This window comes from Mesorhizobium sp. P3_A9 (genome assembly GCF_056402975.1).
The window spans coordinates 1-20,496 of record NZ_JBFUGJ010000080.1 but is presented as its reverse complement, the minus strand read 5'-3'; the positions used below and the strand labels follow the sequence as shown (position 1 = coordinate 20,496).

Below are 20,496 nucleotides of genomic sequence, written 5' to 3'. Positions count from 1 at the left end.
TAGCCCGCCTGCACGTCGAGCAGCAGCGCCATGTCGGCGACGTTGCGACCCATCGGCCCCTCGACGCCCATCTGCGCATGAAAGACTTCGAAGTCCGGGCCGCCGGGTACAAGCCCCTGCGACGGGCGGAAGCCGTAGACATTGTTCCAGGCGGCGGGATTGCGCAGCGAACCGCCGAAGTCGCTGCCGTCGGCGACGGGCACCATGTCGAGCGCCAGCGCCACCGCCGCACCGCCGCTCGAACCGCCGGCAGTCAGCGCCGGATCGAAAGCGTTCAGCGTCGGCCCGAACACGGTGTTGTAGGTGTTGGAGCCGAGCCCGAATTCGGGAACATTGGTCTTGCCGATGATGATGGCGCCGGCGGCGCGGATGCGCTCGACGAAGAAATCGTCTTCCTGCGGCACGAAATCGGCAAAGATCGGCGAGCCGAAGGAGGTTCGGAGCCCGGTTGTCGAGGCAAGGTCCTTGATGGCGATCGGCAAGCCGAAGAGCGAGCCGGTTTCGATACCAGCCTGCCGCCTGATATCGGCCGCATCGGCCTCGCGCAGGATGTCGGCACGATCGCGCAACGAGACGATGGCGTTGACCAGCGGATTGACCGTTTCGATGCGGTCGAGGAAGGCCGTCACCACCTCGCGCACCGACAGTTTCTTGCGGCGGATCGCGTCGGCAAGCTCGATGGCGGACAGGCGGCAAATATCGCCGGCCGGCGGCACGGCATGTTTCGTCTGCGGGCGCATCATTTCAGCTGGCTTCCTGCAAGGCTTGATCGACATCCTTGGCCAGCGGGATCGCCGGCTGGGCGCCAGGCTTGAGGCATGCCAGCGAGCCGGCCGCACCGGCGCGCGCCAGCGCCTTGTCGAGCGGGAGGCCTGACGACAGGCCGGCAGCGAAGTAGCCGCAGAACGTGTCGCCGGCGCCGACCGTGTCGACAGGCGTGATCTTCATGGCCGCAATGGTCAGGAAATCSYTCGGCGTYGCKGCCATGACGCCGTCGCCGCCGAGCGTGACGACGATGGTGCGGCCGGTTTTCGCTGCGAAGTCGCGCATGCGCGCCGCCCGGTCGCGGCCTTTCAACGCCAGCGCCTCGCCATAGAGGTCGAACTCGGTCTCGTTGGCGACGGCATAATCGGCCTTGCCGAGGAAAGCCGCCGCAGCGCCCTGGAAAGGCGCGGTGTTGAGCACGGTGACGGCGCCGGCCGCCCGCGCTTGGTCGAGTGCGGCGTCTACGGTCGCCAGCGGGATCTCGTGCTGCAAAAGCACGACATCGCCCTTATTCAGAAAGGCCTTGGAGAGGTCTCCGGGCACCACGGAAGCATTGGCGCCGGGAACCACGGCGATGATGTTCTCGCCGTCGTCGCCGACCATGATCAGCGCCGTGCCGGTCGAGGCAAAGGTTTCCCCCACGCCCGACAGGTCGACCTTGGCCTCACGCAGCAATGCCAGCGCCTCGGCGGCGAAACTGTCCTTGCCGACGGCACCGACCATGCGCACCGCGGCGCCGGCACGCGCGGCGGCCAGCGCCTGGTTGGCGCCCTTGCCGCCAGGCGCCGTGGCAAAACCGGAGCCGCTCACCGTTTCGCCGGGGGTCGGCAGGCGGTCGACTTTGGCGATAAGGTCGAGGTTGATCGAGCCGATGACGACTATCAAGAAAGTGCCTCCCTGCCAGCGCTGGCCGGAAATCAGGATCGACTTTCGGTAAGCACAATGTGGATCGAGATCCACAATGTGGATCGAGATGGCGAGGTGCGCCGGTGCATCAATATGGATGCACCGTCACCTCGGTTGCGCGGGAAGCTAGCGCGTCATGCGGTGACTTGCCAGACCATGCGGATATCAAAAGGCGATTTGTCGCCTCACTCGCAGCGTACGGTGACGGTGACCTGATAGTTGCCGGCGGGAAAGATGCCGCTGGACTTGGTGGCGGTGAGATCGACTTGCATGGGGTGGGTGCCGTTGGTGACCCTTTGCGGCACGCTTCCGTTGACATCGACCCCCGAGCCGTCGAGGCGGAAGACCGAGACGAACGTCACATTGGTGCCGCCGCCGCTCGGCGCCGACGAGAATGCGGCAGGCGCCGGCGCTGAAACCGAATAGCAGTCCAGCAAGTTAAGTATCGAGCACAACAGGGAGCTCGCCACGATGGTGGCGCTGGCGCTCGATCCGCCGGCCTGCTTGGAGCCCAGTATGCTGATGGCGGGATTTGCCTTCATCGTTCCCGACGCCCCGACCATGATGGTGCAGGTGCCGATGATCGCCGCTTGCACCGGAAGGCAGAAGCCTGCAAGTGCAGCCATCGCAAGCAGCGCGCGGCTATTTCTTCTTCTTTTTCTTGCCATCGCTATGTCCGGTCCTGATGCTCCAGCCCTCGTTGGCCCACCCGGGTGATGCGGCCGCGGTGGCGGGAGCGCTGGCCGCCACGCTCGCCGTCTGGCCGTCGCCGCCGAGGCCCATTTTGAGCAGTTTCAGCTCCAGCTGCAGGCGCTCGACCTCGAGCTCGTAGAGGCGGCTGCAATCGACGCGCTTCGGTGTACGCCCGATCGGGATCACCACGCGGCCGTAGGTGGCGACGTCGTTGTTCGACTGGCTGTTGCCTCTGATGACGCCGAGGTCGAGATAGGCACCCGATCCGGAGACCGCGGAACGGCAAGTGGTGCCGTCGGCAGCGTGGACCTCGTCCTGGCCCTGGGGCAAGGTCACACCGGGCAGGTTGAAGCCGCTCTCATTCTGATTGAGATTGTAGACATCCTCGGCCAGAACCGGCGAGCTCCCCGCCGACATCGCGACAAGCGCGATTGTCAGGACTTGCGGTGCCCAAAAAACTTTCCGCATATTTGTGCCTTTATCTGCGTCTGTTGATTGGGAAAGGGGATGCTCTCGGTACAGATACGCACTTTACGCTCGGCAGCGCCGCCGAAGGGCACGACCACAAGGACAGAACGGGAAGCCTGGGACCCCAGTTGGAACGCACTCGGAGAGATCCTGGCGTCCACTGGCTGAAAATCCTGATCGTAGACGTGGATTTCGACCTTGATCTTCTGGTCGTATGGATTGGCCGGGTATACGCGGACCGCGAAGACGTCGGTGAAACTGTTGACCTCGCCGCGCATCGGCGACATCGACTGGGCCGCCGCGGCAACAGGGATCAGGCCGACGGCCAGCGCCGTCGCCAAGGTTCGAAAAAGTGTCAAGGATGCCTCCTTCCCGAGCGCTACTCGCAGCGAAGCGTTACCGTTGCCTGATAGTTTCCGTTGGCGAAGCGGTTGCTGCCGCCCTTGCTGCCGGCGAGATGGACCGAGACAAGGTCGGCGCCGGGTGTGCTGATGGCGGTCGCCGAGCCGGTCTCGACGATGGAGTGCGCACCGGCGGCGGAGTAGGTTGGTGTCCAGGTGGTCGATGTCACGTCGGCCGACGGCACCGTCGTGGTGGTAACAGGATCGACGCTCAGCGATACGCCGCCTGTCGTCGTCAGCGTGACGGTTCCGGCCGAGCCGCCGCTGTTGTGGGAGCTGAGGGACTGGAGGTCGGGACTGACCGTCATTGTGCCATTGGTGGCAATGACGAGCGTGCAGGTCGGCGCGACCGTGCCATTGAAAATGACATTTTGCGTCGTTGCCAGTGCCGGCTCGGCCAGGCATGCGAGCAACAAGGCTGCACCGAAGGCGGTGCGAAACAACTTCATCGAGACCTCCTATTAAGTCGGATTGCCCGATTTAATAGGAGTCATGATCGCTTTATCGTGGTTAATTTAGCGTAAACTTAAATAATGCGCTGAAATAACATTCCATAAATAACCGAAGGTTGTCCCCGGTTGTGTCCTGAATTTCAGATATAATCCAAGTAATACTTTCCTCCGGTCAAGATATGTAAATTTCTTCGGCGGAAACTGGAAAATCGATATTCACGACGACACTTGCCCCGCCTCCCAGCCCAGTATGGCGCGCTTGCGGGTCAGGCCCCAGTGGTAGCCGGTRAGGTCGCCGGACTTGCCGAKGGCSCGGTGGCAMGGCACCACGAAGGAGAGCGGGTTGGCGCCATTGGCGGCACCGACCGCCCGGCTGGCGCTCGGCGCACCGATGCTGGCGGCGATCGAGGAATAGGTGCGGGCCTTGCCCATCGGGATCTGCAGCAGCGCCTCCCAGACACGGASCTGGAAGTCGGTGCCGATCATGACGACATGCAGCGGCTGGTCGGGGCGCCACAGCGTCTGGTCGAAGATGCGCGCGGCGTAAGGCCCGGTGGCCGTCATGTCCTCCACATAGATGGCATTCGGCCAGCGGCTGGACATGTCGGCGAACGACGCACGTTCCTCGCCGGGATCGCTGAAGGCGAGGCCGGCAAGCCCACGGTCGGTGGCCATGATCAGGGCGGTGCCGAAAGGCGAGGGGTGATAGCCGTAGCGGATGGTCAGCCCGGCACCGCGCGTTTTGTAGTCGCCCGGCGACATCGCCTCATGGGTGACGAACAGATCATGCAGCCGGCCGGGACCGGACATGCCCAGTTCGAACGAGGTTTCGAGCAGCGGCATGCCGGAATCGAGCAGCCGGCGCGCATGGTCGAGCGTCACCGCCTGCAGGAAGGCTTTTGGCGACAGGCCGGCCCAGCGGGTGAAGAGTTTTTGCAGGCCGGTCGGCGTCTCGCCGACTTCCTCTGCAAGCTCCTCGAGCGAAGGCTGGTCGCGATAGTCGAGGCTGATCTTCTCGATGGCGCGGCGCACGATCTCGTAGTCGCTGCCTTGCGGCGTGATGTCCTTTTTGAGGACTGCTGTGTGTGTGCTCATCGAACTGTCTCCTTGGCCAGGAATATCGCCCCTTGGGGCGCCGATCGCCACCCGAAACTTGCCTTCTTGCCGCGCATGCCCAGATAGACTCGGGTTGCGAGCCCAGGAGTCGCTCATGGCTGGCGAGAAAGTGCATCTGACCGGGGCCGCGCAAGGTCGGCAGGCTTTTGCGCTTCCGGTTCTAGATTCAGCGCGCCTTGGCGGTCGCCAACGCCCGCGAGAAGGCGGTGGCAAAGCTCTCGCGGGACTCGGGATCGAGAAAGCCGCCGATCGGCACGTTCTGGCCTTGTCCTTCCACAGTCATTTTGGTGATGCCGATCTCGGCGTGACGGGCGACTGAAAACCGCGTCCAGAACGGGTTGAAGCGGTGCGCTTCTGATTTTCCCGAAGGCGCCGTCTTGCGGATATCGAGGCTGGTGCGGGAGACCGACACTTCCTCGCGGGCGCGGGCGGCGCGATAGTTGGCGCGGAAGGCGATGTAGACGGCGATCACGTCGAGGCCGAAGAAGCCGAACACCGGCCAGGCGCCACGCGACAGGAAAAACGCACCTGTCACCAGCCAGCCGAACAGCAGCGCGCCCATCAGGACCAGGAAGCCCTTCCTGCCCAGCGACCGGTGTGGGGTCAGCAAGGCATGAAAGAAGGGCTCGTCAGCCTGAAACGAGGCGTTTGTATCGCTCATGACAGGATATTATAGGAGGGAAATGGCGAGCCCCAAGTCCAAAGATTCTTCCATGTCCGAAAAAGAGTTGCCGGCCGGCCGGCGCGACGGTTCGAACGCCAAGCCGCGTCCGCGGCCGGTGCGGCGGACTTCGCGCTACAGTCCGGCCGAAGTGCACGAGATTTTCCGGCGCTTTTCGGTGCAGCGGCCGGAGCCGAAGGGCGAGCTCGAACATGTAAACGCCTTCACGCTGCTGGTGGCGGTGGTGCTCTCGGCGCAGGCGACCGACGCCGGCGTCAACAAGGCGACACGGGCGCTGTTCAAGRTCGCCGACACGCCGCAGAAGATGCTGGCGCTGGGTGAGGCCAAGGTCGGCGATTACATCAGGACCATCGGTCTCTGGCGCAACAAGGCCAAGAACGTCGTCGCACTATCCGAGGCGCTGATCCGCGACCATGGCGGCGCGGTGCCTGATGACCGTGATGAGCTGGTCAAACTGCCGGGGGTCGGGCGCAAGACCGCCAATGTCGTGCTCAACATGGCTTTCGGCCAGCACACGATGGCGGTCGACACGCACATTTTCCGCATCGGCAACCGGCTTGGCCTGGCGCCTGGCAAGACGCCCGAACAGGTCGAGCAGGGGCTGCTGAAGATCATCCCGGACGAGTTTATGCGCCATGCGCATCACTGGCTGATCCTGCATGGCCGCTATGTCTGCAAGGCGCGCAAGCCGGACTGCCCGGCCTGTGTCATCGCCGACATCTGTAAGGCTGAGGAGAAGACGACCAGCGTTCCAGCGCCGCTGGTGCCGATCGCGGCGCTCGGTCCGGCAGACGAGGTTCAGGGCCAGACCTGACCGGGCTTCAACTCTCCTCCACGAACACCTCTTCCCGCTTCTTCTTGATTGATGGCAGGAAGACGATGACGAGCACGGCGAGTGCGACCAGCAGCAGGCCGGCGCTGATCGGCCGCGTCACGAAGGTTGAGGGGTCACCGCGCGACAGGATCATGGCGCGGCGCAGGTTTTCCTCGAGCAACGGGCCGAGCACGAAGCCGAGCAGCAGCGGCGCCGGTTCGCAGCGCAGCTTGGTCAGGACGTATCCGAGCAAGCCGAAGAAGGCGACGGCATAGAGGTCGAACGCGTTGGTGTTGACGCTGTAAACGCCGATCGAGCAGAACGCCATGATGATCGGAAAAAGCACATAGTAGGGGATCGTCAGCAGTTTCACCCAAAGGCCGATCAGCGGCAAGTTCAGGATGATCAGCATCAGATTGCCGATCCACATCGAGGCGATGATGCCCCAGAACAGCGCCGGCTGTTCAGTCGCGACATTGGGGCCGGGCACGATGCCCTGGATGATCATGGCGCCGATCATCAGCGCCATCACCGGGTTGGCCGGAATGCCGAGCGTCAGCATCGGAATGAAGGAGGTCTGGGCGCCGGCATTGTTGGCCGATTCCGGCCCGGCGACGCCTGCGATGGCGCCCTTGCCGAACTCCTCCGGGTGTTTGGAGACGCGCTTTTCCACCGTGTAGGAGGCAAAGGCGGCAAGCACCGCGCCGCCGCCGGGCAGGATGCCGAGCGCCGAACCGATGATGGTTCCGCGCACGATGGGTGCTGCCATTTGCTTGAAGTCGTCGCGGGTCGGCATCAGGCCGGAGACTTTTTTGATCATCACCGCGCGCTCATGCTCGTTTTCGAGGTTGCGCAGGATCTCGGCGACGCCGAAGACGCCGACCGCCACCGCGACGAAATTCAGCCCGTCGGCATATTCGCGGATGCCCAGCGTGAAGCGCGGCGTCCCGGTGTAGATGTCGGTGCCGACAATGCCAAGCAACAGGCCGAGCACGACCATCGCCAGCGCCTTTACGATCGAGCCGTGGGCGAGCGCGATGGACGAGACGAGGCCGACGATCATCAGCGAAAAATACTCCGCCGCGCCGAATTGCAGGGCTATCGCCGTCAGCGGCGGGGCAAAGACGGCGACGAGGAAGGTCGACACCGTGCCGGCGAAGAACGAGCCAATCGCGGCGATCGCCAGTGCTGCGCCAGCACGGCCGTTCTTGGCCATCTGGTAGCCGTCGATGGCGGTGACGGCCGAGGAGGATTCGCCGGGCATGTTGATGAGAATGGCGGTGGTCGAGCCGCCATACTGGGCGCCGTAATAAATGCCCGCGAGCATGATCAGGGAAGAAACCGGATCGCCGATCTGGAAGGTGATCGGCAACAGCATGGCGATGGTTGCGGTGGCGCCGATACCGGGGAGGACGCCGATCAGCGTGCCGAGAAGGACGCCGATCAGACAGAAACCGAGATTTGCCGGCGTTGTGGCCGTCGAGAAGCCAAGCTCGAGGTTGTGGAGGAGGTCCATGTCAGCGCCTCACAATGCCAGCCATGGGGGCAGCCAGGGGCCGAAGCGCTGGAACGGCAGCCCGAGCGCGTAGCTGAAGACGAGGACCGAGAACAGCGTCAGGGCAGCCGACAGCACGAGCGCGGTGAGCGGCTTCATGCGGCCGCTGGCAAAGGCGGCGATCAGCGCCGTCAGGAAGATCGACGGGACGAAGCCGAGGCCGCGCACCGTCAGGCCGAAGAAGATCGGCGCCGGCAGGATGAACAGCATGCCGCGCCAGGCGATGGGGCCGATCGGCTCGCCCTCGACGCGCACCGCCTGGACGAGGATGACGGCGCCAAGCAGGATCAGCACGATCGCCAGGACCAGCGGGAAATAGCCCGGTCCCATACGGAAGGCGGTTCCGATTTCGAGCCCGAGCGACTGCAGCGCAAAAAAGGCGCCGAAGAAGATGAAGAGCACGGCGCACAGGCCGTTGGTCCTGTCGATTGCGAAAGGTTTCATGACGGTCCTCCCAGACCCTTTGCCGGGGCCTGCCGCTGTGAATGTGAAGACGGGGCAAATGTGAAAACGGGCCGAGGCGAAAACGGGGCGCCGGTGGCGCCCCGTTCAAGCCTCAGTCGGCGTACTGGCCGGCGGCTTCGATGATCGGCTTCCAGCGCGTGATCTCGCTTTCCAGCTTGGCCTTCAGCGCCACCGGCGTCGCGTCGGCCTGCGAAGATGGCTTGGTGCCGAGTTCGGCGAAGCGGGCGACGACGTTTTGGTCCTTCAGTGCGACCTGGAGCGATTTCGACAGGCGGTCGGTGATCTCGGCCGGCGTGCCCTTCGGCGCATAGAGGCCGTGCCAGATGCCGACCTGCACCGCGGGAAGGCCGCCTTCCACAGTCGTCGGGACATCCTTCAGCACATCGAGGCGTTCCGGCGAGGTTACGGCATAGGCCTTGATCGTGCCGCCCTGGATCTGCTTGGTGGTGTTGGTCGTCTGGTCGCACATGATGTCGACCTGGCCGCCGAGAAGATCCGTCATGGCCGGGCCGGTGCCCTTGTAGGGCACGGTGACCAGTGGCGTGCCGATGGCGCTCATGAACAGCATGCCGCACAGATGCGAGGCCGCACCGATGCCGGCATTGGCCACGGTGATGCTGTCCTTGTTGGCCTTGGCGTAGTCGACCAGCCCTTTCAGATCGGTCGGCGGGAGCTCCTTGCGGCCGACGATGGTCATCGGCACCTCGGTCACCAGGCCGACATATTCGAAAGCGTTCAGCGTGTCGTAGGCGAGCTTTCTGTAGAGCGTGGCACTTGTCGCCATGCCGATGTGATGGAGAAGCAGCGTGTAGCCGTCGGGATCGGCATTGGCGACGCGGCCCGCACCAAGCGTGCCGCCGGCGCCGCCGACATTCTCGACGATGACCTGCTGGCCGAGATCCTTCGACATGGCTTCGGCGACGAGGCGGGTGACCGTGTCGGTCGGGCCGCCCGCCGCAAACGGCACCACAACGGTGATGGTGCGTTCGGGATAGGATTGTGAGTTGGCGGCGAACGAATAAAGCGTGACGGCCGCGGCGGCGGCCAGAGCGGCAACAAATTTTCGCATCGTAATTCTCCTCCCGGGATATGAATAAAAACTGCTGCGCGGAACTCCTCTCAATGCCGGCCGCGGATGAAACAACAACCAGCGTCAGCCAATAGATTGCAATCGGACTCAAATGGCAAACTGAGATTATCCGCGGTAGCGGCACGCAACGGCTAGATGTTCGAGTTGGGGCGGGATGCGAAATGGTCGAAAGTCGGCCGGCTTCGTCAAATATCGATTGCAGACGTCTGCCTGCTTCCGATCTATTCTGGACTAGTATCCGTAGCCGCGCGCCATCGCTGCCGCGAAGACCGGGATCATCAGGAAGACGAAGGCTTCAGTGCGGATATAGGTCTTCACCGAGGCCAGTTCGCTCGCGGGCACGGTGAAGGAGGGATTGGCGCCGGCCTGCCGGTTCCAGGAAATGAAGCGCACTGTCGGGATGATCGACAGCAGTCCGACAATGCCGAACGCCGCCATCTTGGCCCAGAACACCCAGTTGTAGACGTAGAACTCCCAGCCCTTCAGGCCCCAGACAACACGGCCGATGCCGACGATGATGATCAGCGTGGCGATGATGCCATAGTGACGGTCGATGCCGGCGAGCCGCTTGAGCGTCACGGCGGGCAGGTCGCCGCGGATCAGCACGAATTCGGCGCCGATGATCCCTGCCAGGGAAAACACCAGCAGATGGTGGACAATGGCAAGCACAAGGTCGGTCGTGTCCATGCTTTTTCCCTTGGGTTTGATGGCCCCAGCCCGCGTCCGGAAAGGTCGAGTCGCCGGGTGCTGAATCAGCCTGCCGGGAAAATAACACCGTCGAACAGAATTCCCATAGCGAAGCCGCCGCCGCAGAAAATTGTCCGCTGCCGCTTGCCTGGATGATGGCGCGTCTCGTGGTGGCCCTTGCACCGCTGGGGCGATTTGCTAAGCGCGGACACCATCAGCGAGGCAAGTCCCATGAACAACCGCCAAGTGACCGTCGCCCCCGTCATCGAGACGCAGCGAGCCATTCTGCGGGCGCACCGGATGGGCGATTTCGACGCCTATGCCACGATGTGGGCGGACCCGGCCGTCACCCGCTTCATCGGCGGCAAGCCGCGCACGCGCGAGGAAAGCTGGATGCGTTTTCTGCGCCACGCTGGCCTGTGGTCACTGCTGGGCTACGGCTTCTGGGCGATCGAGGAGAAGGCGACGGGCCGCTTCGTCGGCGAGGCCGGTTTTCACGATCTTAAGCGCGACATGGAACCGTCGATCGAAGGCATTCCCGAAGCCGGATGGGCGCTGGCTCCGGCCGTGCATGGCGCGGGCCTTGCCACCGAGATCGTCAGCCGCGTGCACGTCTGGGGCGACGAGACCTTCGGACGTGCCAAAACCGTCTGCATCATCGATCCCGAAAATACGGCTTCACAGAATGTCGCCAGGAAGTGCGGCTACAGCGAGGTGACGCGGACCCTCTATCACGATGCCCCGACCATCCTGCTGGAGCGGCGGCCCTGAGCGCGCTTCAGCCGGCCTTGCGGCGCAGCTTCCGTGTCAGATCGGCCCATGGATCGGTGCTCTCCGCGGCCGGCGTGACGCTCGGGCCGAGCAGCACCGTCGAGGCATCGAAAGGCTTCGGTCTGGCGATCCCATAGCCTTGGGCATAGTCGACGCCGATCGTCTTCAGGGCGGCAATGATGCCGTCGCTTTCGACGAACTCGGCGATGGTGCGCTTGCCCATGACCTTGCCGATGTGGTGGATCATCTCGACCATGGCGCGGTCGATGCGATCCTCCACCATGTCCTTGACGAAGCTGCCGTCTATCTTGAGGTAGTCGACCGGCAGGTGCTTGAGATAGGCGAAGGACGACATGCCGGAGCCGAAATCGTCGAGCGCGAAGCGGCAGCCCAGCCCGCGCAGATCGGCAATGAAGCGCATGGCGTTGGTGAGATTGGCGATGGCGCTGGTTTCGGTGATCTCCAGGCAGATCATGGCAGGCGAAATGCCATGGACGAGGAACTGCTCGCGCAGGAAGCCGAGAAAGGTCTCGTCGCCGAAAGTCGCCCCGGACAGATTGATGGCGCATGTCGTGATCGGCGGCGTGCGCGGATCGGCTTGCCGTGCGGCCAGGACGCGGAAGGTGTTGCGCACCACCCAGCGGTCGATCGACGGCATCAGGCCGTAACGCTCGGCCGCGGGAATGAAGCTCTGCGGGGTGACGAAGCTGCCGTCTTCGTCGGTCAGCCGCAACAGGATTTCGATATGCGCTCCCGCCTCGGCGGCGTCGTCGTTGAGCGGCCAGATTTCCTGGGCATGAAGCCTGAAGCGGTTTTGCTCCAATGCGGCGTGCAGGCGCTGCACCCAGGCCATCTCGCCGAAACGCTCGCGCAAGGCCATGTCGCCATCGCTGTGGATCTGGACGCGGTTGCGGCCCTTTTCCTTGGCCATGTAGCAAGCGACATCTGCGGCCCGCAGCGCTTCCTCGATCGTCACTTGCGCATTGACGATCTGCACCATGCCGATGCTGACGCTGATGTTGAAGGGCCTGTTGTCCCAGGCGAAATGCAGGTTCTGCACGGCCGCGCGCAGCCGTTCGGCGATGTCGGCCGCATCATTGGCTTCACAATCGATCAGCAGCACGCCGAATTCGTCGCCGCCCAATCGTGCCAGCACGTCTCCCGGCCGCAATTCGTGGGTCAGCAGTGCGGAGATCTGGCGCAGCAACTGGTCGCCCGCGGCATGGCCACAGGTATCGTTGACCAGTTTGAACTGGTCGAGATCGAGATACATCAAGGCGTGTTGCCGGGGCTGGCCCTGCAATTCGACGATCGTCCTTTCCAGCCGGCTTTCGAAATCGCGCCGGTTGGCGAGTCCGGTCAATGCGTCATGCGAAGCCTGCCATGAAAGCCGCTCGATATAATCCTCTTCGCGCGTCATGTCGTGGAAGGCGAGCACCGCGCCGACGACTTCACCGGAAACGAGCAGCGGCGCGCCGGTCAGCGCAACGGGAACAACAGAGCCGTCCGGTCGCTGCAGCAATTGCGGACGGGCGCTGGAACGGCGCGGTTCGCCGGCCAGCAGGCATTCAATCAGTCGGGGTTCTTCAACGCTGGTGTCTTTGTCCACCAGCCGGAACAGCGAAGCGATCGGTTTGCCCTTGGCGCTGCTGAACGGGCAGGCCAACAATTTCTCGGCGACCGGGTTCATATAGTCCAGTCGTCCGTCAGCCCCGGTGCTGATGACGGCCTGGCCGATCGAAGCCAAGGTGATCTGGGCGCGCTCGCGCTCGGTATTGAGCGCCAGCTGGAAGGCCTGGCGCTGCGCCAGGAGCTTGCGTGTGCGCCACACGGCAAGCAGGATCAGCAAGGCGGCGGTGACAAGATTGGCAAATGTGAGCAGCACGCGGATGAAGCGCGAGCCTTCGCCGAGACTGTCCGAGAAGGCCTTGGAAAGAGGGCTGATCTGACGATCTAGCTGATGGATATCCGTCTTCCAGGCGCTGATCTCGGCCGGTGACGCCTTCCCCTTGCTCAATGTCGCGTGCATCGCGTCGCCGAGCCGCTGGATGGCGAGGATCATGGTGTCGGCGGCGGTCCAGTGGCGGATGGCTGTGTCGAGATAGATGAAGCTGCGGAAATTCTGGAACAGCCAGATCATCCCGGCAACGTCGTCCGGATGGTTTCTGCCCTGCAAGAAGCCGGCGCGCGCCGCTTCGGTGTCGGGCTCGGGCTGCTCAAGTGCCAGGCGGGCCGAGCGGTCGGCCAGAGGAACGGCGATCGCTGCACGATACTCGCTGAAGAACTCCTCCTTGCCGGTGTCCGCATAGAGGCTGAGGAAATAGATGGCGTGCTTCTGGCCCTTGGACCATTGGCTCTCGCCGCCGACATAGGCGCGAACCGCCGAAAGCGTGTAGAGGCTGAGGCTGGCGACCAGCGCCTGGATGAGGACGACGGCAATGAAGGGCCAGACCAACCCGAGAAGACGGGGGCTCGCGTTCCTCGATGACAGCTTCATCGAACTTGCATGGACTTGCCATGATCCTGTCAGTGCGTCCGCCCGACTGTTTCATCCGTCGGTTTAAGACGCTGTTCTTCCCTCATGTCACTCAGACGGCGACAACAATCCGGTTATCACGTGCGGGCTTAACAGCGAATAAATAATTCCATTTTTACAAAACCGATTCTTGCCGCGAGCGAGCCGAATATTACGCTACGTCAAGCAATTGCTTCAAGTTTGATCGATTTGTATTTGAAACGTATCGAGCCTTCCGGGCCGCAACCATGGGAGCTAGGGCAGAGCCTCCGCCGCGAGACTGGCTTGCTCCAACAAGGAGGCGTCTTCGCCGAACGCACGCGTGGCGCGAGCCGCCGCCTCGAGCAGCGGACGTTTCATGCGCTGAAGGAAGGCGGCGTCGACGCGCGAGCTCGGACCAGCCAGCGTCAAGGCGCCAAGCAGCACGCGCCCCGGCCCGAATACCGGCGCCGAGACGCCCGCCGTGTCGGGGTCGCGGTCACCGACGGCGAGGCAATTGCAGGTTCTGCGGATGGTCTCGTAGGGTTCGCCCGGCTGGCCTGAAAACGCTGCGAGCACGCGTCCGCCCGAGCCGACCAGCAAAGGCAACACGTCACCCTCGCGTATCGTGTAGCGGATCGGATGCTTGGATTCGACGCGGTAGAGACAGGTGCGGACGTCGCCCGAACGAACATAGAAGGCAACACTCTCCCAGCTGTGCTCGGAGAGGTCGCGCATGATAGGCAGCAGGATATCGACCGCCACCACCGAACGCTGATAAAGCGCGCCGAGCCGAAAGGCGGCGGGCCCGACCCGGTAGCGTCCATCGTCCAGGCGCTCGAGCAGGTGCCCGCGCAGCAGCGAATTCGCCAGCCGCAGGATCGTGCTCTTGTAAAGACGGGTACGCGCCGCGATTTCGGCCAGGCTGAGCGAGCGGTCGGCCGTGGTGAAGGCATCGAGGATAGCGATCGCCCGATCAAGTGCCGCAACACCTTCGGCGGACGGGCGCCGGCTTTCTGCGTCAGTCGATCTGCTTGGCGAGTCCATTGCAATTCCCAGTTCGGAGAAGCCTGAGCGGAGCCACCCTGTCCCGCCGCTGGATCGTTCTGTCTAGCAGAATATCGTTCCCGTTGACAGAACTCGGTAACATCTGCTTGAACTCGATCACGGGTCTGTGAATGCAGGCGCGTTTGGCAGGCACCGGAGGAGGTGTCGTGATCTGGAGGAATCCCATGCTGAACAGACGCAGATTTTTGATGAGCACGGCGGCGGCAGGCGCTGCCGGCCTTGCAGGACTTCATCTCACGCCCGCTTTCGCCGAAGGCGCACCGCAGATCCAGATTTTCGTGCCGGCGGCACCCGGCGGCGGCTGGGACCAGACAGGGCGCACGATGGATCAGGTGCTGCGCAGCGAGAAGCTGATCTCCGGCTCGCAGATCACCAATGTCGGCGGCGCCGGCGGCACGGTCGGACTGCCGCAATTCATCAGCCAGTGGAACGGCAAGGGCAATTCGCTGATGGTCGCCGGCATGGTCATGGTCGGCGCCATCATCGCCAACAAGGCCGCCAACAATCTGACGCAGGTCACGCCGATCGCCCGCCTCACCGGCGAGTTCGAGGCCTTGGTGGTGCCGGCGGAATCGCCATTCAAGACCGCCGCCGATTTCGTCGCCGCGCTCAAGGCCGATCCGACGAAGGTTCCTGTCGCCGGCGGTTCCGCCGGTGGCTCCGACCACATCCTGTTCGGCCTGATCGCCAAGACGGTCGGCGTTCCGGCGACCAGCCTTTCCTATGTGCCGTTCGCGGGCGGCGGCGAGGCTTTGTCGGCGCTGCTCGGCAACCAGGTGGCGGCCGGCATCTCCGGCTTTGGAGAATTCTCCGAACAGGTGAAGGCCGGCGCGCTCCGGCTGCTCGCCATCTCGGCCGACAAGCGCCAGGACGGCATCGACGCACCGACGTTGAAAGAAGCCGGCGTCGATGTCGAACTGTTCAATTGGCGCGGCGTTTTCGCGCCTCCCGGCGTGTCCGACGCCGACAGGGCGGCGATGATCACGCTGGTCGAGACCATGGCCAAAAGCGATGCCTGGGCGACCGAGTGCAAGAACCGCAACTGGACGCCCATCCTGCTCACCGGCGACGACTATGCGAAATTCATCGCCGAGGATTCGGCGCGCATCGAAGCCATCCTCAAGGATCTCGGCCTCGCCTGATTTTCCCCAGGGGGACGGCGCGAGCCGTCCCTCATTTTTCAGTTCCAGCCGACTGCAGGGACCATATCGGGGAGGACATTCATGAGCAGCATCAATCAGCCGGCGGCGGCCTCGCGCCTTGCCGTGCCGGAATTGCTTGTTGGCATCGGCCTTCTGGCCTGTGCCGGCGCCGTGGCCTGGCAGACGTTGGCGATCCCGGTGTCGCCGCTCTATTCCAAGGTCGGCCCGACCGTCTTTCCCTATCTCACCATGGTCGGCCTGGTGGTGCTGTCCCTGCTGCTCATCCTCGCCGCGTTTCGCGGCGGCTGGCAGCCGGAGGAGGAAAAGGAAACGCCGACCGACTGGAAGGCGATGGGCTTCGTCGTCATCGGCCTGGTCGCCAACCTGCTGCTCATCCGACCGCTTGGCTTCACGGCGGCGTCCGTCATCATGTTCGTTCTCATCTGCTATGGCTTCGGCAGCAGGCATACGCTGCGCGATGCGCTCACCGGCCTTATCCTGGCGCTGGCCGCCTATTTCGGCTTCGCCAGGGCGCTCGGCGTCAACATCGGCGCCGGCTTCATCGAGAACCAGCTGAACACGGTGATCGATGCGATCATCGGCGCGTTGGGAGGCTGACGCCATGGACACGCTTGGTCATCTCGCACATGGATTTTCCGTCGCCTTCACGCCGATGAACCTGATGTGGTGCCTGCTCGGCACCACGCTCGGCACCGCCATCGGCGTGCTGCCCGGCCTCGGGCCGGCGCTGACCATCGCGCTGCTTCTGCCGATCACCTACCAGGTGGCGCCGGAAGCGTCCTTCATCCTGTTCGCCGGCATTTATTACGGCGCCATGTATGGCGGCTCGACGACGTCGATCCTGCTCAACACGCCCGGTGAAAGCGCCACCATCGTCACCGCGCTGGAAGGCAACAAGATGGCTCGGTCCGGCCGTGGCGGTGCGGCGCTTGCCACCTCGGCGATCGGCTCCTTCGTTGCCGGAACCATCGGCACGCTGGGCGTCGCCTTCCTGGCGCCGGTGGTGGTCAAGTTCGCGCTGGCCTTCGGCCCGGCCGAGTATTTCTCGCTGATGGTGCTGGCCTTCATCACGGTTTCGGCCGTGCTCGGCTCGTCCTCGGTGCGTGGCCTGACCAGCCTGTTTGCCGGCTTTGTCATCGGCATGATCGGCGTCGACCTGCAGACTGGCCAGCCGCGCTTCACCTTCGGCTCGACCGAACTGCTCGATGGCGTCGACGTCATCATAGCCGCCGTCGGTCTGTTCGCCGTCGGCGAGACGCTCTACATGGCTTCGCGCCGCTATGCCGGCAAGGATGAGATCGTGCCGCTGAAAGGCTCGCTCTATATGACTGCGGCCGAATGGGGACGCTCATGGAAGCCCTGGCTGCGCGGGGCGGCGATCGGCTTCCCGATCGGCGCCATGCCGGCCGGCGGCGCCGAAATCCCGACCTTCCTGTCCTACGCCATCGAAAAGAAGCTGTCGAAGCACAAGGAGGAGTTCGGCACCGTCGGCGCCATCGAGGGCGTTGCCGGTCCCGAGGCCGCCAACAATGCGTCCGCCGCCGGCGTGCTGGTGCCGATGCTGACGCTCGGCCTGCCGACCTCGGCGACGGCGGCGATCATGCTGTCGGCGTTCCAGAGCTACGGCATCAATCCCGGGCCTCTGCTTTTGACGACGCAGGCCGACCTGGTCTGGGGCCTGATCGCCAGCCTGTTCATTGCCAATGTCATCCTCGTCATCCTCAACCTGCCGCTGATCGGACTGTGGGTGCGGCTGTTGAAGATCCCGGCGCCGCAGCTCTATGCCGGCATCCTGGTGTTTGCGACTGTCGGCACCTATGGCATCTCGCAGTCGCCCATCGACCTCGTCATCCTCTATCTGCTGGGGGCGGCTGGATTCCTGATGCGGCGCTTCGACTTCCCGACCGCGCCCGTCATCATCGGCATGATCCTGGGGCCGCTGGCCGAAACCCAGTTCCGCCGGGCAATGACCATCTCGAATGGCGACTGGTCAGTGTTTTACACGCACAAGCTGTCGCTGACGCTGCTGACGCTCGCCTTCATCGGCCTCGCCGGGCCGCATATCTGGGCCTTCATCGAGCATCGCCGGCGGCGCGGACCGGAGCATGTGCCGGGCGATGCCTGAGCGATTTGAAAGATATGACTGACCTGCTTTCCGGTATCCGCGTCCTTGATCTGACCAATGTCCTGGCCGGCCCCTATTGTGCCTATCAGCTGGCGCTGCTGGGTGCAGACGTGATCAAGGTCGAGGGGCCGCAAGGCGGCGACCTCGCGCGCCAGCTCGGCGGCTCGCCAAAGCTCAATCAAGCCGGCATGGGTGCCTCGTTCTTGGCGCAGAACGCCGGCAAACGATCCGTCGTGCTCGATCTGAAGAAGGAAGCCGATCGCGAGCGCTTCCTCGATCTGGTCGCCAGTGCCGATGCGCTGGTGGAGAATTTCCGACCCGGCGTGATGGATCGGCTCGGCCTTGGCCATGAAGCGTTGAAGGCGATCCGCCCCGGCCTCGTCTATTGCGCGATATCGGGTTTCGGTCAGACCGGGCCGATGTGCGACAATCCCGCCTATGACCAAATCATCCAGGGCCTGTCGGGCATCATGAGCATCACTGGCACGCCTGAAACGGCGCCGCTGCGCGTCGGCTATCCTGTTGCCGACACGCTGGGCGGGCTGGTCGGCGCGTTCGGTATTGCGGCGGCGCTGGTCAGGCAGAAGACCTCAGGCGAGGGTGCCTTCCTCGACGTCTCGATGCTCGAATGCACGCTTTCCGCGCTTGGCTGGCCGGTGTCGAACTATCTGACGGCAGGGGTCGATCCCAAGCCGATGGGCAATGAGAACATGACCGCGGCACCTTCCGGCGCTTTCCGCACCGGTGACGGTCTGCTCAACATCGCCGCCAACAAGCAGGAGCAGTTCGTGACGCTGTGCCGGCTGATCGGGCGAACGGAACTGGCGTTGGACCCGCGCTTTGCCGAACGCGAGACACGCAAGTGCAATCGCGCGGCGCTGAAAGCCGAGATCGAGGACGCTCTGGCGGGTGCCCCGGCGGCGGCCTGGGAGGAGATATTCAATCGCGCCGGTGTCCCCGCCGGCCGGGTGCTGACGATCCCGCAAGTGCTGGCCGAACCGCAAGTGCTCGAACGCCAGGTGACCGCGAATTTTGACGATGTGGCCGGGATGGACAGGCCGCTGACCGTTCTGCGCGGCGGCTTCATGGTTGATGGCGCGGCGCCTTTGCCGACGAAGCCGCCGCCGGCACTTGGCGAGCATATGGACGAGATTTTCGCCCACCTGCCGCCACGCGCCAAGGCAAAGGCGCAGGCATGAGCGATACACAGAGGAAAACCGGCCGTGAACGCGGCGAGGAATGGTGGCAGACCGGCATCATCGAGATGAGCCCCGGCGTCATCCGGCTGCGCGGCTATGAAATCCAGGACCTGATCGGCCGCGTCAGCTTTCCGGCAATGATCTGGCTGATGCTGCGTGGCGAATTGCCCAGTGAGGAGCAGGCGGCGCTGCTCGGCATTACGCTGGGCGCTGCCGTCGACCACGGACCGCAGGCGCCGTCGATCGCCATTGCCCGCATGGCCGCAACCTGCGGCGTCGACATCAACAGCGCCATGGCCTCGGCCATCAATGTACTCGGCGATGTGCATGGCGGCGCCGGCGAGCAGGCGCTGGCTTTCTACGGCGATATCGCCGTGGCGCTCGATGGCGGAACGGCGCTGGATGAGGCGGTCTCGGTGAGGCTCGACCGGTTCTTCGCCGAAGAAAAGGGTTATGTGCCGGGGCTCGGCCACCGCTTTCACCCGGTCGACCCGCGCGCGCCACGGCTGCTGGAATTGACCCGCGAATTTGCCGCGCGCGGCGTCGTCAATGGGCGGTTCGCCGACATCGCCGAAGCGATCGAGGCGGAGGTCGCGCGGCGCAAGGGCAAGAAGATCCCGCTCAACATCGATGGCGCCACCGCCGTCATCTACGGAGAACTTGGCTTCCCGCCACCGCTGACAAGGGGGCTGTTCGTGCTGTCGCGCTCCGTCGGTATCCTGGCGCATGCCTGGGAGCAGTCGCAGCAGAGCGAGCGCAACAAGGGGCCGCTGCCGCGTGAATGGCTATGGGCCTATACCGGCACACCGGTACGCCCTTTCCCTAAAGACGGCGGTACTGGCGGCTGACGACGGCCCTCAGCCGGCTTCGATTGGCACAGGTCCGGGAATCGTCAAGGTTGCGACCAGCGTCGAAAGGTCCGGCTCGTCGATCAGCATCGCCGCGTCAGCCGGCGTCAGCCATGCCCGCTGCCGCCGCTTGGCCTCTTGCCAGTTGGCCAGTTCCTCGGTCACCTCAAGCAGGTAGACGATGACGTCGACACGAATGAAGTTGTTGGCCAGCCGTTTCCAATAGGAATAAGTGCCGGCCGGTTGCTTCAATGTCTTGCCGAGCACGCCGGCTTCTTCCATCGCCTCGATGGTGGCGGCCTTGCGGCCGCTCTTGCCTTTCATCGGCCATCCCTTGGGGACGATGAAGCGCTGCGTCGTTCGCGACGTAACCAGCATCACCTCGAGATCGCCGCCCGCGGTCAACCGAAACGGAATCGCCGCGACCTGGCGGATCCGCTCGCCTTTCTTGGCCTTGCGCACGGCCTTTTTCTTGGTGGCTGCCATTCGTAACAATTCCAGTCGGTGCAGTGCCCCATAGCGTGATGTGGCGCCTTTGCAAAACCCAAACTGCCGCAGGGGCACTCGAAGGCCCCTATCATGTAAGTCGGCTAATTAAAAGACCAGTCTGGCTGTCAGCGACAGGTGCTCACAGCGGTGTTGCCGATTATCTGCGTCTGGCAGCTCGGCCTGACCTGCGGCACCACTGGCGCCGGCTGCTGGACGATCACCCGGTCCTGGGCGCGGTACTGCTG

Annotated in this window: 22 protein-coding genes; 7 read left to right on the top strand and 15 right to left on the bottom strand. The window is 63.9% G+C overall.

Going from position 1 to position 20,496, the window contains the following annotated elements; translation table 11 throughout:
- From AC1DX0_RS13955 to AC1DX0_RS13920, 8 genes are all read right to left on the bottom strand, one after another.
- Positions 1–743 (bottom strand): amidase family protein (locus tag AC1DX0_RS13955; RefSeq protein ID WP_477355743.1); only part of this gene is annotated, 743 nt, incomplete at its 3' end.
- Between the two features lies 1 nt (position 744).
- Complete coding sequence (locus AC1DX0_RS13950; protein ID WP_477355740.1) at positions 745–1,650, bottom strand: ribokinase; 906 nt, start codon at positions 1,648–1,650, stop codon at positions 745–747.
- 206 nt (positions 1,651–1,856) lie between these two features.
- On the bottom strand, positions 1,857–2,339 hold the full coding sequence (locus tag AC1DX0_RS13945; RefSeq protein WP_477220144.1) for a hypothetical protein: 483 nt from the start codon (positions 2,337–2,339) through the stop codon (positions 1,857–1,859).
- A complete protein-coding gene (locus AC1DX0_RS13940) occupies positions 2,314–2,832 on the bottom strand; it encodes a hypothetical protein (protein WP_477220143.1) in 519 nt (172 codons plus the stop codon). The genes AC1DX0_RS13945 and AC1DX0_RS13940 overlap by 26 nt, the downstream gene beginning before the upstream one ends.
- Positions 2,799–3,191 (bottom strand): hypothetical protein, encoded by a 393-nt coding sequence (locus AC1DX0_RS13935; RefSeq protein WP_477220142.1) that lies wholly within the window; start codon positions 3,189–3,191, stop codon positions 2,799–2,801. Before AC1DX0_RS13935 ends, AC1DX0_RS13940 begins: the two co-directional genes overlap by 34 nt.
- A 20-nt stretch (positions 3,192–3,211) precedes the next feature.
- Complete coding sequence (locus tag AC1DX0_RS13930; protein ID WP_477220141.1) at positions 3,212–3,682, bottom strand: hypothetical protein; 471 nt, start codon at positions 3,680–3,682, stop codon at positions 3,212–3,214.
- A 219-nt stretch (positions 3,683–3,901) separates the two neighbouring features.
- Positions 3,902–4,780, bottom strand: a complete 879-nt coding sequence (locus AC1DX0_RS13925; RefSeq protein ID WP_477355737.1) for a methylated-DNA--[protein]-cysteine S-methyltransferase — start codon at positions 4,778–4,780, stop codon at positions 3,902–3,904.
- Between the two features lie 187 nt (positions 4,781–4,967).
- Positions 4,968–5,462: a DUF2244 domain-containing protein gene (locus tag AC1DX0_RS13920; protein WP_477220139.1), complete on the bottom strand. Its 495-nt coding sequence runs from the start codon at positions 5,460–5,462 to the stop codon at positions 4,968–4,970.
- A gap of 22 nt (positions 5,463–5,484) precedes the next feature.
- Between AC1DX0_RS13920 and nth the strand changes: the two genes are divergently transcribed.
- Complete coding sequence (gene nth / locus AC1DX0_RS13915; RefSeq protein ID WP_477355734.1) at positions 5,485–6,297, top strand: endonuclease III; 813 nt, start codon at positions 5,485–5,487, stop codon at positions 6,295–6,297.
- 7 nt (positions 6,298–6,304) lie between these two features.
- Here nth and AC1DX0_RS13910 read toward each other — a convergent pair whose 3' ends face one another.
- The 4 genes from AC1DX0_RS13910 to AC1DX0_RS13895 all read right to left on the bottom strand — a co-directional run bounded on the left by AC1DX0_RS13910 (position 6,305) and on the right by AC1DX0_RS13895 (position 10,094).
- Entirely contained in the window at positions 6,305–7,813 is a 1,509-nt protein-coding gene (locus AC1DX0_RS13910) for a tripartite tricarboxylate transporter permease (protein ID WP_477220137.1), read from the bottom strand.
- Between the two features lie 9 nt (positions 7,814–7,822).
- Positions 7,823–8,296: a tripartite tricarboxylate transporter TctB family protein gene (locus AC1DX0_RS13905; RefSeq protein ID WP_477220136.1), complete on the bottom strand. Its 474-nt coding sequence runs from the start codon at positions 8,294–8,296 to the stop codon at positions 7,823–7,825.
- A gap of 112 nt (positions 8,297–8,408) precedes the next feature.
- Positions 8,409–9,386, bottom strand: coding sequence for a tripartite tricarboxylate transporter substrate-binding protein (locus AC1DX0_RS13900; protein ID WP_477220135.1), 978 nt, complete (start codon positions 9,384–9,386; stop codon positions 8,409–8,411).
- Positions 9,387–9,638: 252 nt separating this feature from the next.
- A complete protein-coding gene (locus tag AC1DX0_RS13895; RefSeq protein ID WP_477220134.1) occupies positions 9,639–10,094 on the bottom strand; it encodes a DUF2214 family protein in 456 nt (151 codons plus the stop codon).
- A gap of 231 nt (positions 10,095–10,325) precedes the next feature.
- Here AC1DX0_RS13895 and AC1DX0_RS13890 point away from each other — a divergent pair, with 231 nt between their 5' ends.
- Positions 10,326–10,865 (top strand): GNAT family N-acetyltransferase, encoded by a 540-nt coding sequence (locus AC1DX0_RS13890; RefSeq protein ID WP_477220133.1) that lies wholly within the window; start codon positions 10,326–10,328, stop codon positions 10,863–10,865.
- A gap of 7 nt (positions 10,866–10,872) precedes the next feature.
- On the opposite strand, the gene AC1DX0_RS13885 is transcribed toward AC1DX0_RS13890, so the two are convergent.
- Both AC1DX0_RS13885 and AC1DX0_RS13880 read right to left on the bottom strand, forming a co-directional pair.
- Entirely contained in the window at positions 10,873–13,362 is a 2,490-nt protein-coding gene (locus tag AC1DX0_RS13885) for an EAL domain-containing protein (RefSeq protein ID WP_477220132.1), read from the bottom strand.
- A 273-nt stretch (positions 13,363–13,635) separates the two neighbouring features.
- Complete coding sequence (locus AC1DX0_RS13880; RefSeq protein ID WP_477220131.1) at positions 13,636–14,406, bottom strand: IclR family transcriptional regulator; 771 nt, start codon at positions 14,404–14,406, stop codon at positions 13,636–13,638.
- A gap of 185 nt (positions 14,407–14,591) precedes the next feature.
- On the opposite strand from AC1DX0_RS13880, the gene AC1DX0_RS13875 reads away from it, so the two are divergent.
- The 5 genes from AC1DX0_RS13875 to AC1DX0_RS13855 all read left to right on the top strand — a co-directional run bounded on the left by AC1DX0_RS13875 (position 14,592) and on the right by AC1DX0_RS13855 (position 19,762).
- Entirely contained in the window at positions 14,592–15,569 is a 978-nt protein-coding gene (locus tag AC1DX0_RS13875; RefSeq protein ID WP_477220130.1) for a Bug family tripartite tricarboxylate transporter substrate binding protein, read from the top strand.
- An 81-nt stretch (positions 15,570–15,650) separates the two neighbouring features.
- Positions 15,651–16,187 carry a tripartite tricarboxylate transporter TctB family protein gene (locus tag AC1DX0_RS13870; RefSeq protein ID WP_477220129.1) on the top strand — a complete coding sequence of 179 codons (537 nt, stop codon included), beginning with the start codon at positions 15,651–15,653 and terminating at the stop codon, positions 16,185–16,187.
- A gap of 4 nt (positions 16,188–16,191) precedes the next feature.
- The gene (locus AC1DX0_RS13865; RefSeq protein ID WP_477220128.1) at positions 16,192–17,715 is read left to right on the top strand and encodes a tripartite tricarboxylate transporter permease; all 1,524 of its coding nucleotides are present in this window, start codon (positions 16,192–16,194) and stop codon (positions 17,713–17,715) included.
- 14 nt (positions 17,716–17,729) lie between these two features.
- On the top strand, positions 17,730–18,914 hold the full coding sequence (locus AC1DX0_RS13860) for a CaiB/BaiF CoA transferase family protein (RefSeq protein WP_477220127.1): 1,185 nt from the start codon (positions 17,730–17,732) through the stop codon (positions 18,912–18,914).
- The gene (locus tag AC1DX0_RS13855; protein WP_477220126.1) at positions 18,911–19,762 is read left to right on the top strand and encodes a citryl-CoA lyase; all 852 of its coding nucleotides are present in this window, start codon (positions 18,911–18,913) and stop codon (positions 19,760–19,762) included. The genes AC1DX0_RS13860 and AC1DX0_RS13855 overlap by 4 nt, the downstream gene beginning before the upstream one ends.
- A 9-nt stretch (positions 19,763–19,771) precedes the next feature.
- Here the strand turns inward: AC1DX0_RS13855 and AC1DX0_RS13850 are convergent, their stop codons facing one another.
- On the bottom strand, positions 19,772–20,248 hold the full coding sequence (locus tag AC1DX0_RS13850) for an NUDIX hydrolase (protein ID WP_477220125.1): 477 nt from the start codon (positions 20,246–20,248) through the stop codon (positions 19,772–19,774).
- Between the last annotated feature and the right edge of the window lie 248 nt (positions 20,249–20,496).